The sequence below is a fragment of the Denitratisoma sp. DHT3 genome, assembly GCF_007833355.1.
Classification (GTDB): domain Bacteria; phylum Pseudomonadota; class Gammaproteobacteria; order Burkholderiales; family Rhodocyclaceae; genus Denitratisoma.
Genome location: NZ_CP020914.1, coordinates 445,221 through 460,060, shown reverse-complemented (window position 1 = coordinate 460,060; position 14,840 = coordinate 445,221). Strand labels below are relative to the sequence as shown.

The window sequence follows — 14,840 nt, the reverse complement described above, 5'->3', positions numbered from 1 at the left end:
CGGCGCTTTCCCATCCATGCCTCGGCCATGAAACTTCACCCCAAGATCGCCGTCGGACAGTACGCCATCACCGGCCAGGGGCCGGGTTATGTCTCCGTGAATGGCCGGCGCCTGGAACACAGCCTGATCATCACGCCCCAGCGGCTCGACCCCGACTGGCCGGTAGCCCGGGCGGAGGACCTCAGCGCCGCGCACCTGCGGCCGCTGGTGGATTTCGGCTGCGACGTGGTGCTGCTCGGCACCGGCGCGCGCCAGCGCTTTCCCGCGCCGGAGGTGCTGCGCCCGCTGATCGAGGCCCGCATCGGCTTCGAAGTGATGGATACCGCCGCCGCCTGCCGCACCTACCACATCCTCACCAGCGAGGGGCGGGCCGTGGTGGCGGCGCTGATCGTGGAACCGCAAGCCTGACGGACATGACTTTGAAAAAAAGCCCCAAAGCATGAAAGTCCCGTCCGTCTCCCTCACCCCCAACCCCTCTCCCGCCAGCGGACGAGGGGAGCTTTCAGAAGTCGCTGCGCGACTTGCATGGTAATGAATCTCCGCCACACACCCTGGATGATCCGGATCCTCTGGATCGCCCTGTTCGCCGTCTGGTTCGGCGCCCTCGACCAGCGCCCCCTGATCCGCCCCGACGAGGGCCGCTACGCCGAGATCCCGCGCGAGATGGTCGCCAGCGGCGACTGGCTGACGCCCCGACTCAACGACCTCAAGTATTTCGAGAAGCCGGCCCTCCAGTACTGGGCCACCGCCGTCGGCTTCAAGCTGTTCGACGAGGACGAATGGACGGCCCGGCTGTGGCCGGCCCTGACCGGTTTCCTGGGCGTGCTGCTGGCCGGGTACACCGGCCGCCGCCTGTGGGGGCGAACGGCCGGCCATCTTTCCGCCGCCATCCTCGCCAGCACCCTGCTCTATGGCGTGATGGGCCATGTCCTCACGCTCGACATGGGGCTCACCTTCTTCCTGCAACTGGCCTGGACCGGCTTCATCTTCGCCCAGCAGCCGGATGCCCGCGCCGGACGGCGCTGGATGCTGACCGCCTGGGCGGCGCTCGCCCTGGCCGTGCTGAGCAAGGGCCTGGTGGCGCTGGTGCTGACCGGCGGCACGCTGGTCGCCTACTCGCTGCTGAACCGGGACCTGTCGCCCTGGCGACGACTCTCGCCCCTGGCGGGACTGGGCCTGTTCCTCGCCATCGCCGCGCCGTGGTTCGTCGCCGTGTCGCTGGCCAATCCGGAATTTCCGCGCTTCTTCTTCATCCACGAGCATTTCGAGCGCTTCCTGACCACGGTCCATCGCCGCAACCAGCCGGACTGGTATTTCCTGTTCATTTACGCGGTCGGCGCCCTGCCCTGGACCCTGCTGCTGCTCCATGGCCTGTTCGGCGCCTGGCGGCGCGAGGGCGGCGCCGCGTTCCAGCCCCAGCGCTTCCTGCTGCTGTGGATCGCCGTGACCTTCGGTTTTTTCAGCATTTCCAGCTCCAAGCTGCCGCCCTACATCCTGCCCATCTTCCCGGCCCTGGCGCTGCTCGGCGGACGCCACCTCGCCGGCCTGTCGCGCCGCGCCCTGCTGCTCCACCTGGCGGCCCTGCTGCCGCTGGCGCTGGCCGCGATCTGGCTCGCCCCCCAGGCGGTGAAATGGCAGGACGAGGACTATTCCCTGGCCATGCTCCAGGGCGTGGCGCACTGGCTCACCGGCGCCGCCGGCGCGCTGCTGCTGGGCCTGGTCGGCGCGATCGCCCTGGCCTGGAAAAAACGCACCATCGCGGCGCTGACGGCCCTGGCGACGGCCGGTTTCATCTCCGGCACCGCCACGCTGCTGGCGCACGGCGAACTGTCGCCCTACAACTCCGCCAAGGCGCTGGCCGCCCAGGCCGCGCCCCGGCTGCGGCCGGACGTTCCGTTCTACAGCCTGCTCCACTACGAGCAGACCCTGCCCTTCTACCTCGAGCGCACCCTGACCCTGGTCCAGTACCAGGACGAAATGGCCTTCGGTCTCAAGCAGGAGCCGCAGAAGTGGATTCCCACCCTGGAAGAATTCAAGCAGCGCTGGCGCACCGGGCCGCACGCCTATGCCGTGATGACCGTCGACGAATTCAAGAAGTTTGTCGCCGAGGGGTTGCCGATGCAGGAGATCGCGCGCAGCCTGCGCTACGTCATCGCCGAAAACGTTCGTCCGGCCCATGGTGGCGACGGTGGCGACTGCGCCGCCACGCCCGCAGCACCCCCCTGCAACGGAGCCCGCATCCAGCCATGACGCCCATCGCCTTCCTCCTGATCCTCACCGGCGTATTGCTCAACGCCGCCGCCCAGTTGCTGCTCAAGGCCGGCACCAACGTGGTGGGCCATTTCGATTTCCACTTGAGCAACCTGATTCCGGTGGGCATGAAGATCGCCTTCCAGCCCTTCATCATGGGCGGCATGGCCTGCTACGCGGTGAGCCTGGTGGTCTGGATCATGGCCCTCTCGCGGGTGCCGGTCTCCATCGCCTACCCGATGCTGTCGATCGGCTACGTGGTCAATGCCTTCGTCGCCCACTACTGGTTCGGCGAGGCGCTGGTCGCCCAGAAACTGCTCGGCATCGGCTTCATCGTGGTCGGCGTGGTGCTGGTGGCACGCTCCTGAGGCCACTCCCATTGTTTCCTGAATGAATACAATCAAGGAATACAGAGACAAGTCAAAAACCAAGGCCCGCACCACATCTGACACTGAATTTTCGACACTTCAAAACCATAGAAGATTGTAGCCAATAAAGAACCAATGGATTTCCTACCCTTCACCCGCCCCAGCATCGACGAGGACACCATCGCCGGCGTCGTCGAAGTGCTGCGCTCCGGCTGGATCACCAGCGGCCCCAAGGTGCAGGCTTTCGAGGCGGCGCTGTCGGAAATCTGCGGCGGCCGCACCGTGCGCGCCTTCAACTCCGGCACCGCCACCCTGGAAGTGGCGCTGCGCCTGGCCGGCGTCGGCCCCGGCGACGAGGTCGTCACCACCCCGCTGACCTGGGTCGCCACCGCCAACGTGATCCTCGAAGTCGGCGCCACGCCGGTGCTGACGGACATCGACCCCATCACCCGCAACATCGATCTCGACCGCCTCGAAGCCGCGCTCACCCCCCGCACCCGCGCCGTGATCCCGGTCGATCTCGCCGGCCTGCCGGTGGACCGGGACCGGCTCTACGCCATCGCCCGGACCCACCGGCTGCGCGTCGTCGAGGACGCGGCGCAGTCCTTCGGCGCCGCCTGGAACGGCCAGGCGATCGGCAGCACGGGCGACTTCGTCTCCTTCAGCTTCCATGCCAACAAGAACCTCACCACCATCGAGGGCGGCGCCCTGGTGCTGCCGGCGGATGTTGACGTTGCCCTGTGCGAGCGCCTGCGCCTGCAGGGGGTGCGGCGCTTCCCCGACGGCGGCATGGACGTGGATGTGCTGGGCGGCAAGTTCAACCTCACCGACGTGGCCGCCGCCGTGGGACTGGGGCAGTTGAAGCACCTCGATGCCTTCACCGCGCGCCGTCGCCAGCTCGCCCGCCGCTACTTCGAGCGTCTGGCCGAACCCGACTGCGCCGCGCTGGGCCTGGAACTCCCGCCTGCCGATTTCGCCAACAGCAACTGGCACATGTTCCAGCCGCTGCTCCCCAAGGGCACCGACCGCGGCGCCTTCATCGCCGCCATGAAGGCGCAGGGCATCGGCGTCGGCGTCCATTACCCGGCCCTGCACCTGTTCAGCCTCTACCGGAACCTGGGCTTCAAGCCCGGCCAGTTCCCCCATGCCGAGGACGTGGGCGCGCGCACCGTCACCCTGCCCCTGTTCCCGGCGATGTCGGACGGCGACGTGGATCGCGTCGTCGTGGCGCTCGGCAAGTCGCTGGCCGAACTGCCGTAAAACGACCCACGCCATGTTCTACCTCGACCTTTTTGCCGCCCTGGACAAGCACCGGGTCGCCTATGTCCTGATCGGCGGTCTGGCGGTTTCCCTGCACGGAGTCGAACGGGCGACGATGGACATCGACATTTCCGTCGTCATGTCGCGCGAAAACCTCGCCGCCCTGATCGCCGCCAGCCGCGAACTCGGGTTGACGCCGGCGCTGCCGGTCGCCATCGAATCGCTCGGCGATCCGGAACTGCTGGCGCAGTGGCACGAGCAGCGCAACATGGAGGTCTTCGCCCTGCGCGCGCCAGGTCTGGCCGGGGTCACGGTGGACGTGCTGCTGCACCCGCCGCTCGGTGCCTCCGCCTTGATCGAGCGCGCCATCGCCTTCGACGTGGGCGGCGTATCCGTGCGGGTCGCCGCCATCGACGATCTGATCACCCTCAAAGCCGCGGTCGGCCGCCCCATCGATCTCGCCGACATCGAGCATCTACGGCGCGTGAAGGAGAGGCAAGCGTGAGTTTCGACCGCGGCCAGCGCACCTACCAAGTCAGCGACGAGCGCCTGCGCGCCTTTGCCGCCCTGACGCCCGCCGAACGTCTGCGCTGGGTCGAGGAGCTGGCCGCATTCCTTCGCCTCGCGCACGCCTCGCGCGAGAGCGCCGTCGCTCCAGCCACTTTGAACCCGCCGGCATCGCCATGAGCACACCCGAACTCTCCATCGTCATCCCCGTGTACAACGAGGAGGCCGGTCTCCCCAGCCTCTTCGACCGGCTCTACCCGGCGCTGGACAGGCTGGGCGAGTCCTACGAGGTGATCTTCATCAACGACGGCAGCCGCGACCGCTCCGCCGCCCTGCTGCGCCAGCAGTTCGAGCGCCGGCCGGAGGTGACGCGGGTCATCCTGCTGGCGGCCAACGCCGGCCAGCACATGGCGATCATGGCGGGCTTCGAGCACGCGCGCGGGCAGGTGGTCGTCACCCTCGACGCCGACCTGCAGAACCCGCCGGAGGAAATCGGCAAGCTGCTCGCCAAGGTTCGCGAAGGCCACGACTACGTCGGCAGCATCCGCAGGAAGCGTCAGGACAGCCTGTTCCGCACCTGGGCCTCGAAGGCGATGAACCGGCTGCGGGAAAGGATCACCCGCATCAAGATCACCGACCAGGGCAACATGCTGCGCGCCTACGGCCGCAACGTGATCGACGCGATCAACTCCTGCAAGGAAGTCAGCACCTTCATCCCGGCCCTGGCCTACACCTTCGCCATGCACCCGGCCGAAGTGACGGTGGAGCACGAGGAGCGGGCCGCGGGCGAATCCAAGTATTCGCTGTACAGCCTGATCCGGCTCAACTTCGACCTGATGACCGGCTTCTCCCTGGTGCCGCTGCAATGGTTCTCGATGCTGGGCATCGGCGTCTCCCTGGGCTCGGCGGCCCTGTTCGTGCTGCTGATCGCGCGCCGCCTGATCCACGGCCCGGAAGCCGAGGGCCTGTTCACTCTGTTCGCGCTGGCCTTCTTCCTGATCGGCCTCACCCTCTTCGGCATCGGCCTGCTGGGCGAATACATCGGCCGCGTCTACCTGCAGGTCCGTCATCGGCCGCGCTACCTGGTCGACGCCGTGCTCGAACGGGACGAGCGATGAGCCGTCCTGCCAAAGCCATCGTTTTCGCCTACCACAACGTCGGCGCCCGCTGCCTGCGGGTGCTGCTGGCGCACGGCGTGGACGTGGCGCTGGTGGTGACCCATCAGGACAACCCCGACGAGAACATCTGGTTCGAACGCGTCGCCGACGTGGCGCGGGACTACGGCATTCCAGTGGCGATGCCGGACGACCCCAACACACCCGAGTTCGTCGCCCGGCTGCAAGCCCTGGCGCCCGACTTCTTCTTCTCCTTCTACTATCGGCTGATGCTGAAGCCCGCCCTGCTGGCGGTCCCGACGCGCGGCGGCTACAACATGCACGGCTCGCTGCTGCCCAAGTACCGTGGCCGGGTGCCGGTGAATTGGGCGGTGATCCACGGCGAGACGGAAACCGGCGCCACCCTGCACCGCATGGTGGAAAAACCCGACGCCGGCGAGATCGTCGCCCAACAGGCGGTGCCGATCCTGCCCGACGACACGGCCGGCGAGGTCTTCAACAAGACCACCCTGGCCGCCGAAATGGCCCTCGACCGCGTCCTGCCCGCCCTGCTGTCCGGCACCGCGCCCCACGTCATGCCCGATCTCACCCAGGGCGGCTACTTCGGCGGACGCAGGCCCGAGGACGGCCGCATCGACTGGACCCGGCCGGCGCGCGAGGTGCACAACCTGATCCGCGCCGTGGCGCCGCCCTACCCCGGCGCCTTTTTCGAGCTGCGCGGCCACCGCATCAAGGTGCTGGGCAGCCACTCGCTGCGCCTGCCCGACCTGGAATGGCCGGGCGCCGCCGAGGGTTTCGGCGGTCCGGCCCTGATGTCCCGTGAAGGGCGCCTTTTCGCCCGTTGCGGCGACGGCGGCATTGTTAGAATCACGTCCCTTGAATTGGACAGTCGGCCCGCGCATCCGGGCGATTTGCCTTCCCGCCTCGGCGGCAACCCGATTTCCCTGCTTCCCTAGCCCACCATGAGCAAAAAGATTCTCATCCTCGGCGTCAATGGCTTCATCGGCCATCACCTGTCCAACCGCATCCTCGCCACCACCGACTGGGAGGTGTACGGCATGGACATGAATTCCGAGCGCGTCGCCGACCTGATGGCGGGTGAACATCGTGACCGCTTCCATTTCTTCGAGGGCGACATCACCATCAACAAGGAATGGATCGAGTACCACGTCCGGAAGTGCGACGTGATCCTGCCCCTGGTGGCCATCGCCACCCCCGCCACCTACGTGCAGCAGCCGCTGCGGGTGTTCGAGCTGGACTTCGAGGCCAACCTGCCCATCATCCGCCAGGCGGTGAAGTACCGGAAGCGGGTGATCTTCCCCTCCACCTCCGAGGTCTATGGCATGAGCCAGGACCCCGAGTTCGACCCCGAGAACTCCCCGCTGATCTACGGCCCGATCAACAAGCCGCGCTGGATCTACGCCTGCGCCAAGCAGATGATGGACCGCGTGATCCACGCCTACGGCCAGCAGGAGGGCCTGCAATACACCCTGTTCCGCCCCTTCAACTGGATCGGCCCGGGCCTGGATTCCATCCACACCCCGAAGGAAGGCTCGTCCCGCGTGATCACCCAGTTCCTCGGCCACATCGTGCGCGGCGAGCCGATCAAACTGGTGGACGGCGGCGCTCAGAAGCGCTCCTTCACCTACGTGACCGACGGCATCGACGCGCTGATGAAGATCATCGCCAACCAGGACAACATCGCCAACGGCAAGATCTACAACATCGGCAATCCCAAGAACAACTACTCGATCCGCGAACTGGCCAACCTGATGCTCAAGCTCGCCGGCGAGTATCCCGAATACGCCGAAGGCCTGGCCAAGGTGAAGGTGCTGGAGACCACCTCCGCCGAGTACTACGGCAGCGGCTACCAGGACACCCAGCACCGCGTGCCCAAGATCGCCAACACCATGGCCGATCTGGGCTGGGCGCCCCAGGTCACCTTCGAGGACGCCCTGCGCGGCATCTTCGAAGCCTATCGCGGCGATGTCGCCGAAGCCCGCAAGCTGATGGATTGAGGCACCCGCCCGGATGCCTCAACTCGCTCTCAAGATCGACGTCGATACCTACCGCGGCACCCTGATCGGCGTGCCGCGCCTGGTGGAGACCCTGCGTCGTTTCGGGGCCCAGGCCACGTTCCTGTTCTCCCTCGGCCCCGACCATACCGGCCGCGCCATCAAGCGGGCATTCCGCCGCGGCTTCATGAAAAAGGTGTCGCGCACCTCGGTGGTGTCGCACTACGGCCTGCGCACCCTGATGTACGGCACGCTGCTGCCGGGTCCCAACATCGGCCGGCGCTGCGGCGGGATTCTGCGCGGCGTGCGGAATTCCGGCTACGAAGTGGGCATCCACTGCTGGGACCACGTGGTCTGGCAGGACCGGGTGGCGCGGGCCGACATGGCCTGGACCGAAGGCGAACTGAAGAAGGCCGTGGAGCGGTTCCAGAAAATCTTCGGCGATGCGCCGCGCACCCACGGCGCCGCCGGCTGGCAGATGAACCCCCACGCCCTGCGCCTGACCCAGCGCCTGGGGTTCAGCCATGCCTCCGACAGCCGCGGCACGCATCCCTTCATGCCGGTCTGGAACGGCGAGGTGGTGCACTGCCCGCAACTGCCCACCACCCTGCCGACCCTCGACGAACTGATCGGCACCGACGGCCTCACCCCGGACAACGTCCATGAGCGCCTGCTGCAACTGACGCTCGCCCCCCCGGCCACGGGCCATGTCTTCACCCTGCACGCCGAACTCGAAGGCATGAAGCTGATGCCGGTATTCGACCGCCTGCTGGCCGGCTGGAAAGCCCAGGGCTACGACCTGGTCAGCCTCGACGCCATGCGCGGCGGCCTGGATCTGAAAAACTTGCCGCGTCACGAAGTGGCCCTGGGTGAAATTCCCGGCCGCTCGGGCACCCTGCTGGTCCAGGGACCGGAATTCCTGGCCGATGCATAGTCGCACCCCGTGGCTGCTTGGGTTGCTGCTCGCAGCCCTGGCTCTGGGCTGGGGCATCTGGGAAGCCACCGGCCTCACCGGCAAGGACGAATACCTGCTGGGCCTGCGCATTCCCCTGGAGATGATGGAACGGGACGCCTGGTGGGTGCCCTTCATCGACGGAGCGCCGCGTCTCAAGAAACCGCCCTTCCTCTACTGGCTGGGACGCCTCGGCTACGAGGGCTTCGGCCCGTCCCTGCTTGCCGCGCGCGGCATCACCGTCGCCTTCGCGCTGCTGCTGCTGGGCTGCACCGCCTGGCTGGGCAAGCGGCTTTCCGGCAGCCTGACCACGGGCCTGCTGGCCGCCGGGGCGCTGCTGGGCATGAGCGGCATGGCCTCCGAATCGCGCCGCCTGATGCTGGACGTGCCGGTGGCGGCCCTGTCCACCGCCGCCTTCTGCCTCTATCTGGCCTGGCTCGACCGCCCCCGCGCCATCCTGCTGGCCGGTGCCGCCACGCTGATCGGCGCGGCCCTGCTGACCAAGGGTCCGATCGCCCTGGTGGCCTGCGGCGGCGGTCTGCTGGCGCTCTGGCTCACTCGGCCCGAATCCCGCGCCGCCCTGCTGCGCCATTGGCCGTCCCACGGCCTGGCGCTGACGGCCGCGCTGGCCCTGCCGCTCGCCTGGTATCTGGACGTGCGCCAGCACTACGGCGCCCAACTGGCCGCCGCGGCCAAGGACGAACTGGAGGCGCGGCAAGTGATGGCGCTTTCGCCGGACGCCCTCATCGGCATCGTCACGCTGGCCCTGCCCTGGAGCTTCGTCGCCTTGCACGCCCTGTGGCGCCGCCGCGGCGAAGCGCCGGTCCGCTTCCTCGGTCTGTGGCTGCTGTTCACCCTGCTGCCGTTCTTTTTCATCCGCAGCTTCGAACGCTACCTGATCGGCTCCCTGCCGGCGCTGGCCCTGCTCGCCGCGCTGTCCCTGGCGTCCGGCGCCGTGCCGGCCTGGACCCGGCGCCTGGGCAGCGTGGTGCCGGCGCTGCTCGCCGGCGCCCTGGCGCTGCTGCTGTGGTGCTGGCGCACGGGTAGCGGGGACGGCTGGCTGCCCCCGCTGGCGCTGGCGGCGGCGCTGGCCGGCTTCCTGTTCTTCTGGTGGCGCCGCCGGACCTCTCCTCGCGGACTGATCCTCGGCGCCGTCCTGCTCTGGGCCGTCGGCTGGGGTCTGGCCTTTCCCCGCCTCGGCGTCAATGCCGTGCCCGCCGCCGTGGTCGACCTGGCGCGAGAGCGGCCGGTGATCCTGTTCGCCGGCCCGCAGCCGGCCATGCTGCCGATTCTCACCGGCCGCGCCCTGCGCCAGACCAGCCAGCTCGAAACGCTGCCGGCCGGCCAGCTCGTCGCCGGCACCCTGATCACCCTGCGCGCCGAAGACCGCCCGCAACTGGATCGCCAGTTGCGGACCCTGGGGCGCGAAGTCCGCGCCGTGCAGGAATTCCGCACCCTCAGCTCCGCCGGCTCCGGCATCCGCTTCGCCCGCCAGGGCGCGACGCGCGCCGACTGGCGCCAGGCCTGGCACGGACGCGACCCCACGCCGCTGATGTCCGCCATCCAGGTGCTGGAGTTGCTGCCGTGAAGCTGCCGGCCGTCCTCTTGCGTCAACGCGGACTATCCCGGTATCTCCCGCTCGGCCTGTTCCTGCTGGGCCTGGCCCTGGCGCTGCCGCGCTGGCTGACGCCGCCGGCCCCGGCGCGCTTCCTGCCCCCGCCGCAGACAGCCAGATTGCCCGCCATCCCCTTGCTGCCCGCGGAATCGCGCCTGCTGCCCAATCCACGGGCCAGCGCCCACAGCGTCAGCCTCGCGCCCCTGGGCGACGAGCGCATCGCCGCGGCCTGGTTCGCCGGCAGCCGCGAGGGCGCCGCGGACGTTTCCATCCTCTTCTCGATCTTCGACGGCCACGGCTGGAGCGAGCCGAGGGTGGCGGTCGAGCGCGCAGCCGCGCAGCGGGCGAGCGAGCGCCGCCTGCGCAAGCTGGGCAATCCGGTGCTCTGGCGCGATGCCGGCGGCACCCTGCATCTGTGGTTCGTCAGCGTCGGCTACGGCGGCTGGGCCGGCAGCGCCATCAACCATGTCCGGTCCGAGGATGGCGGCCGGCACTGGTCGCCGCCGCAGCGTCTGATCACCTCCCCGTTCTGGAACCTCTCCACCCTGGTGCGGGGTGTGCCCCTACCACTGGCCGACGGCGGCGCGGCCCTGCCGGTCTATCACGAGTTCATCGCCAAGCACGCCGAATGGCTCCGTCTCAACGCACAGGGCCGGATCGTGGACAAACTGCGCCTGCCGGGCTCGAACCGGCTGCTGCAACCCACGGCGGCCGCCCTGGATGAACGCCAGGCTCTGGTCCTGCTGCGCGACACGGGGCCGGCCCATCGCATCCACGCCAGCCGCACGGCCGACGGCGGCAATCACTGGCAGACCAGCCGCGCCACGGAGCTGCCCAATCCGAACGCCGGCATCGCCCTGCTGCGCCTGGACGACGGGCGCCTGCTGCTGGCCTACAACCCGCAGACCAGCGATCGCGACCGCCTGGCCCTGGCGCTCTCGGGCGACGACGGCAACACATGGTCGCCGCCCACCCTGGTCGAGCAGGGCGAGGCCGGCGCGGAGTTCTCCTACCCGGCCCTGGCCCAGGACGACAGCAGCATGATTCATCTGGCCTACACCTGGAAGCGCGAGCGCATCAAGCATCTGCGCTTTTCGCCCCAGGGGTTGAATGGGTTGCACGGATTGCGGGAGTTGCGCTGATGCTGCTCGGCCAGGCCCTCCTCATCGCCGCCCTGCTGGCGCTGCCATTCCGGGGCCGTCGGCGCTGGCTGGCGCTGCCGGCGGCGGCGCTCAGCCTGATCCCCCTGCAGGAAGGCGTTTCCGTCGCCATGATGCTGCGCGGGCTGTGGGGAGACTTCAGCATCACCGGCCTGCAACTGCTGGCCCTGAGCCTCGCCGGGCGGCCCGCCGCCGCGCTGGGCTGGCGCGGACCGGCCGTGATCGCCGCCGGCGGCCTCCTGTTCTATCCGCTGGCGCTGGGCCTGGGCGACTTCGATCCCTACCGCCTGGGCTACGCGGCCTGGCCGCTGCTGCTGCCGTGCGCCGTCCTCGCCCTGCTCGCCTGGTGGCGCGGCCAGGCCCTGTGGCTGTGGCTGCTGGCCGTCGACCTGATCGCCTATGCCGCCGGCTTGCCGGAATCCCCCAATCTCTGGGACACTCTGCTGGACCCGCTGCTGGTCCTTGCCATGCTCATCATCGCGCTGCGGAACGGCCGGCGCGCTTACCAGAACCGATCATGACCGACACCACCTCCGCCAAAGACGCCCAAGCCTGCGATGTCTCCATCGTCATCCCCGTGTACAACGAGGAGGAGAACCTGCCCGATCTGGTGGCCCGGGTCGGCGAGGCGATGGCGCCTTCCGGCTTCAGCTTCGAACTGATCTGCGTCGACGACGGCTCCCGCGACGACTCGGCAAGGGTGCTGCGCGACCTCGCGGCGGGGAACGACTGGCTCCAGCCGCGCTACCTGATGCGCAACTACGGCCAGACCGCCGCGCTCCAGGCCGGCTTCGACGCGGTGCGCGGCCGCTACACGGTGACTCTGGACGGCGATTTGCAGAACGACCCGCTCGACATCCCGGAACTGATCCGCACCCTGGAATCGCGCCCCGAGATCAACATGATCTCGGGCTGGCGCAAGGAGAGGCAGGACGCCGCGCTCAACCGCAAGATTCCGTCGATGATCGCCAACCGCATCATCGCCAAGGTGACCGGCGTCAAGCTCCACGACTACGGCTGCGCGCTGAAGGCCTATCGCACGGAGCTGGTGCGGCGCATCCGCCTCTACGGCGAACTGCACCGCTTCATCCCGGTGCTGGCCTTCGAGGCCGGCGCCAGGATCCTCGAAGTGCCGGTGCGCCACCACGCCCGCACCAAGGGCGTCAGCAAGTACGGCATCGACCGCACCTTCCGGGTGATCCTCGACCTCCTGCTGATGAAGTTCATGCTGCGCTACCTGCACCGGCCGCTTCACTTCTTCGGCGGCGCCGGCCTCTGGATGGGCGTGCCCGGCCTCCTCGTCTGCGGCTATCTGTCGGTGTTGAAACTCTTCGGCGAATCCATCGGCGGTCGCCCACTGCTGCTGCTGGGCATCATGCTGGTGCTGATGGGCGCCCAACTGATCGGCCTGGGCCTGCTGGGGGAAATCCTGATCCGCATCTATCACGAACCCGAGGGCCGCGACCAGTACCGCCTGCGGCCGCCGCCCCAGGATTGAGCAGGACAGACGCCAATGCCGACGCCGCCCCCTCACGACGACACCAAGCCGCCCGCCTTGCCATCGGCCGCCTACTCCAACTACGTGCTGGCGCTGCTGTCGCTGGTCTACGTCTTCAACTTCATCGACCGGCAGATCCTGTCGATGCTGATCGAGCCGATCAAGCAGGAGTTCGGCGTCTCCGACACGGCGATGGGCATTCTCACCGGCTTCGCCTTCGTCGTGTTCTACACCCTGGCCGGCATCCCGATCGCGCGCTGGGCCGATCGCGGTTCCCGCAAGTTCATCATCACCCTCTCGCTGACGATCTGGAGCGCGATGACCGCGGCCTGCGGGCTCGCCCGCAACTTCGCCGAGCTGGCGCTGCTGCGCGTCCTGGTGGGCATCGGCGAGGCGGGCGGCAACCCGCCGGCGCATTCGCTGATCGCCGACTATTTTCCGCCGGCACGCCGGGCCACGGCGTTGTCCATCTACGCCTGGGGCGTCTATATCGGCGCCGCCATCGCCTTTCTCGCCGGCGGCTACCTGATCAGCCATTACGACTGGCGCGTCGCCTTCTACGTGGTGGGGCTGCCGGGCATCCTGCTGGCGGCCGTGGTGGCGCTGACGGTGCGGGAAGTGCCACGCGGACTATCCGAGCAGCGCACGGCCCAGGCGCAAGCGCCGAGCGTTCCGCTGCGGGAAGTGATCCGCTACCTGCTGGGCCGCCGCGCCTTCGTCTTCATCGCGCTGGGCGCCTCGGTGCAGTCGCTCTCCGGCTACGGCGTGCTTACCTGGGGCCCGACCTTCCTGGCCCGGGTCCACGCCATGTCCTGGACCGACATCGGCGTCAGCCTGGGCTGGATCATCGGCCTGGCCGGCTGTCTCGGCACCCTCATCGGCGGCCGTCTGGCGGACCGCATGGGCGCCAGGGATGCCCGCTGGTACATGCGCCTGCCGGCCTTCCAGTCGGCGCTGGCGGTGCCCTTCGTCACCGGCTTCACCCTGCTGCCCGACCAGTCCATGGCCCTGCTCTGCTTCATTCCCTTCTACGCCCTGGGCGCCATGTACGTCGGGCCGATGTTCGCGATGGTGCAGGGCCTGGTGCAGTTGCGCATGCGCGCCACGGCCTCGGCCATCCTGCTGTTCGTGGTGAACATGGTGGGTCTGGGGCTCGGCCCGCTCACGGTGGGCCTGCTCAACGACCACTATTTCGGCCCCACCCACGGCCCCCTGGCGATCCGCTACTCGATGCTGGTGGTGGGCCTCCTGGGCGGCCTGGCCAGCCTGCTGTTCTGGCAGGCCGCGCGCACCCTGCGCGAAGACCTGGCCAGCAGCAACCCCAATCCCTGAGCGACTACAATTTATTACACTCGCTTACCGGAAGCGCCTATCGGCAGCGGCGCAATCGGGCTATCTTTATCCGGTCAATCACCAGAGAAGGAGCCTGTCATGAAATTGTCCCAAACCCTGCTGTCCCTCGGCCTGGCCGGCATGATCACGGCCGGTCTCTCCGCCCAGGCGGCCGAACCCGCCGCGGCCAGGAAAGACGCACCCGCCGGCTACGGCATGCCCTGCCACGAGGCGGACGGCCATTGGATGGCGCAGCGCTGGACCGAGCGACGCGCCGCGCGGCACCAGGCGCTGCACGACAAACTCAAACTGAATGCCCAGCAGGAGGAATCCTGGAAGGCCCTGCAGGCCGCCCACCAGCCGCCTGGTGCGGAGCAGCGCCCCAACCGGGCCGAGTTCGAGAAGCTGACCGCGCCGGAGCGCATGGAAAAAATGCTGGAGCACATGAAGCAGCGCCAGGAACACATGACCGCCGGCCTGCAGGCGCTGAAAACCTTTTACGCCAAGCTGACCCCGGAACAACAAAAGATTTTCGACAGCGAAACACGCATGATGCCGCAACGCGGCGGCAAGGACCGGATGGGGCCCAGTGGACCACGGGGTCCGCGCGCTGAGCGTGGTGAGCGCAGAGGGCCGGGCGCCGGCATGATGCCGCCGCAGTAGGCTCCCTCGATAAAAACTGCCTGGGAAAGCCCTGGCGCCAGGAGATGGCGCCAGGGCTTTTTGCCATTTTGCTGACCTCAAATGAGCCATCTTCGTCCCCACGGG

At 68.4% G+C, this 14,840-nt stretch carries 16 protein-coding genes; all 16 read left to right on the top strand.

The window, feature by feature from the left end:
- The first annotated feature begins 27 nt into the window (after positions 1-27).
- The 16 genes from B9N43_RS02075 (at position 28) to B9N43_RS02000 (ending at position 14,735) form a co-directional block, all read left to right on the top strand.
- Complete coding sequence (locus B9N43_RS02075; protein ID WP_145840683.1) at positions 28-408, top strand: Mth938-like domain-containing protein; 381 nt, start codon at positions 28-30, stop codon at positions 406-408.
- Positions 409-525: 117 nt separating this feature from the next.
- Positions 526-2,250 (top strand): glycosyltransferase family 39 protein, encoded by a 1,725-nt coding sequence (locus tag B9N43_RS02070; protein WP_261379371.1) that lies wholly within the window; start codon positions 526-528, stop codon positions 2,248-2,250.
- Positions 2,247-2,618 carry an SMR family transporter gene (locus tag B9N43_RS02065; protein ID WP_145840682.1) on the top strand — a complete coding sequence of 124 codons (372 nt, stop codon included), beginning with the start codon at positions 2,247-2,249 and terminating at the stop codon, positions 2,616-2,618. Before B9N43_RS02070 ends, B9N43_RS02065 begins: the two co-directional genes overlap by 4 nt.
- Before the next feature lie 135 nt (positions 2,619-2,753).
- Positions 2,754-3,878, top strand: coding sequence for a DegT/DnrJ/EryC1/StrS family aminotransferase (locus B9N43_RS02060; protein ID WP_145840681.1), 1,125 nt, complete (start codon positions 2,754-2,756; stop codon positions 3,876-3,878).
- Positions 3,879-3,891: 13 nt separating this feature from the next.
- A complete protein-coding gene (locus B9N43_RS02055; RefSeq protein ID WP_145840680.1) occupies positions 3,892-4,383 on the top strand; it encodes a hypothetical protein in 492 nt (163 codons plus the stop codon).
- Positions 4,380-4,565: a hypothetical protein gene (locus B9N43_RS02050; protein WP_145840679.1), complete on the top strand. Its 186-nt coding sequence runs from the start codon at positions 4,380-4,382 to the stop codon at positions 4,563-4,565. The genes B9N43_RS02055 and B9N43_RS02050 overlap by 4 nt, the downstream gene beginning before the upstream one ends.
- A complete protein-coding gene (locus B9N43_RS02045) occupies positions 4,562-5,503 on the top strand; it encodes a glycosyltransferase (protein ID WP_145840678.1) in 942 nt (313 codons plus the stop codon). The genes B9N43_RS02050 and B9N43_RS02045 overlap by 4 nt, the downstream gene beginning before the upstream one ends.
- Entirely contained in the window at positions 5,500-6,456 is a 957-nt protein-coding gene (locus tag B9N43_RS02040; RefSeq protein ID WP_145840677.1) for a formyltransferase, read from the top strand. Before B9N43_RS02045 ends, B9N43_RS02040 begins: the two co-directional genes overlap by 4 nt.
- A gap of 6 nt (positions 6,457-6,462) precedes the next feature.
- Positions 6,463-7,518: a bifunctional UDP-4-keto-pentose/UDP-xylose synthase gene (locus B9N43_RS02035; RefSeq protein ID WP_145840676.1), complete on the top strand. Its 1,056-nt coding sequence runs from the start codon at positions 6,463-6,465 to the stop codon at positions 7,516-7,518.
- Between the two features lie 13 nt (positions 7,519-7,531).
- A complete protein-coding gene (locus B9N43_RS02030; RefSeq protein WP_145840675.1) occupies positions 7,532-8,449 on the top strand; it encodes a polysaccharide deacetylase family protein in 918 nt (305 codons plus the stop codon).
- A complete protein-coding gene (locus B9N43_RS02025) occupies positions 8,442-10,055 on the top strand; it encodes an ArnT family glycosyltransferase (RefSeq protein ID WP_145840674.1) in 1,614 nt (537 codons plus the stop codon). Before B9N43_RS02030 ends, B9N43_RS02025 begins: the two co-directional genes overlap by 8 nt.
- On the top strand, positions 10,052-11,224 hold the full coding sequence (locus B9N43_RS02020; protein WP_186453943.1) for a sialidase family protein: 1,173 nt from the start codon (positions 10,052-10,054) through the stop codon (positions 11,222-11,224). The genes B9N43_RS02025 and B9N43_RS02020 overlap by 4 nt, the downstream gene beginning before the upstream one ends.
- Positions 11,224-11,763 carry a hypothetical protein gene (locus tag B9N43_RS02015; RefSeq protein ID WP_145840672.1) on the top strand — a complete coding sequence of 180 codons (540 nt, stop codon included), beginning with the start codon at positions 11,224-11,226 and terminating at the stop codon, positions 11,761-11,763. The genes B9N43_RS02020 and B9N43_RS02015 overlap by 1 nt, the downstream gene beginning before the upstream one ends.
- On the top strand, positions 11,760-12,740 hold the full coding sequence (locus B9N43_RS02010) for a glycosyltransferase family 2 protein (protein WP_145840671.1): 981 nt from the start codon (positions 11,760-11,762) through the stop codon (positions 12,738-12,740). Before B9N43_RS02015 ends, B9N43_RS02010 begins: the two co-directional genes overlap by 4 nt.
- Positions 12,741-12,755: 15 nt before the next feature.
- The gene (locus B9N43_RS02005) at positions 12,756-14,072 is read left to right on the top strand and encodes a spinster family MFS transporter (RefSeq protein WP_145840670.1); all 1,317 of its coding nucleotides are present in this window, start codon (positions 12,756-12,758) and stop codon (positions 14,070-14,072) included.
- 99 nt (positions 14,073-14,171) lie between these two features.
- A complete protein-coding gene (locus B9N43_RS02000; RefSeq protein WP_145840669.1) occupies positions 14,172-14,735 on the top strand; it encodes a Spy/CpxP family protein refolding chaperone in 564 nt (187 codons plus the stop codon).
- The last annotated feature ends 105 nt before the right edge of the window (positions 14,736-14,840 follow it).

What these genes read in the sequence shown, in the direction of transcription:
- B9N43_RS02065 (WP_145840682.1), top strand. Translation starts at nt 2,247, where the DNA reads ATGACGCCCATCGCCTTCCTCCTGATCCTCACCGGCGTATTGCTCAAC.
- B9N43_RS02005 (WP_145840670.1), top strand. Translation starts at nt 12,756, where the DNA reads ATGCCGACGCCGCCCCCTCACGACGACACCAAGCCGCCCGCCTTGCCA.
- B9N43_RS02025 (WP_145840674.1), top strand. Translation starts at nt 8,442, where the DNA reads ATGCATAGTCGCACCCCGTGGCTGCTTGGGTTGCTGCTCGCAGCCCTG.
- B9N43_RS02000 (WP_145840669.1), top strand. Translation starts at nt 14,172, where the DNA reads ATGAAATTGTCCCAAACCCTGCTGTCCCTCGGCCTGGCCGGCATGATC.
- B9N43_RS02015 (WP_145840672.1), top strand. Translation starts at nt 11,224, where the DNA reads ATGCTGCTCGGCCAGGCCCTCCTCATCGCCGCCCTGCTGGCGCTGCCA.
- B9N43_RS02075 (WP_145840683.1), top strand. Translation starts at nt 28, where the DNA reads ATGAAACTTCACCCCAAGATCGCCGTCGGACAGTACGCCATCACCGGC.
- B9N43_RS02055 (WP_145840680.1), top strand. Translation starts at nt 3,892, where the DNA reads ATGTTCTACCTCGACCTTTTTGCCGCCCTGGACAAGCACCGGGTCGCC.
- B9N43_RS02060 (WP_145840681.1), top strand. Translation starts at nt 2,754, where the DNA reads ATGGATTTCCTACCCTTCACCCGCCCCAGCATCGACGAGGACACCATC.
- B9N43_RS02035 (WP_145840676.1), top strand. Translation starts at nt 6,463, where the DNA reads ATGAGCAAAAAGATTCTCATCCTCGGCGTCAATGGCTTCATCGGCCAT.
- B9N43_RS02045 (WP_145840678.1), top strand. Translation starts at nt 4,562, where the DNA reads ATGAGCACACCCGAACTCTCCATCGTCATCCCCGTGTACAACGAGGAG.
- B9N43_RS02010 (WP_145840671.1), top strand. Translation starts at nt 11,760, where the DNA reads ATGACCGACACCACCTCCGCCAAAGACGCCCAAGCCTGCGATGTCTCC.
- B9N43_RS02070 (WP_261379371.1), top strand. Translation starts at nt 526, where the DNA reads ATGGTAATGAATCTCCGCCACACACCCTGGATGATCCGGATCCTCTGG.
- B9N43_RS02030 (WP_145840675.1), top strand. Translation starts at nt 7,532, where the DNA reads ATGCCTCAACTCGCTCTCAAGATCGACGTCGATACCTACCGCGGCACC.
- B9N43_RS02040 (WP_145840677.1), top strand. Translation starts at nt 5,500, where the DNA reads ATGAGCCGTCCTGCCAAAGCCATCGTTTTCGCCTACCACAACGTCGGC.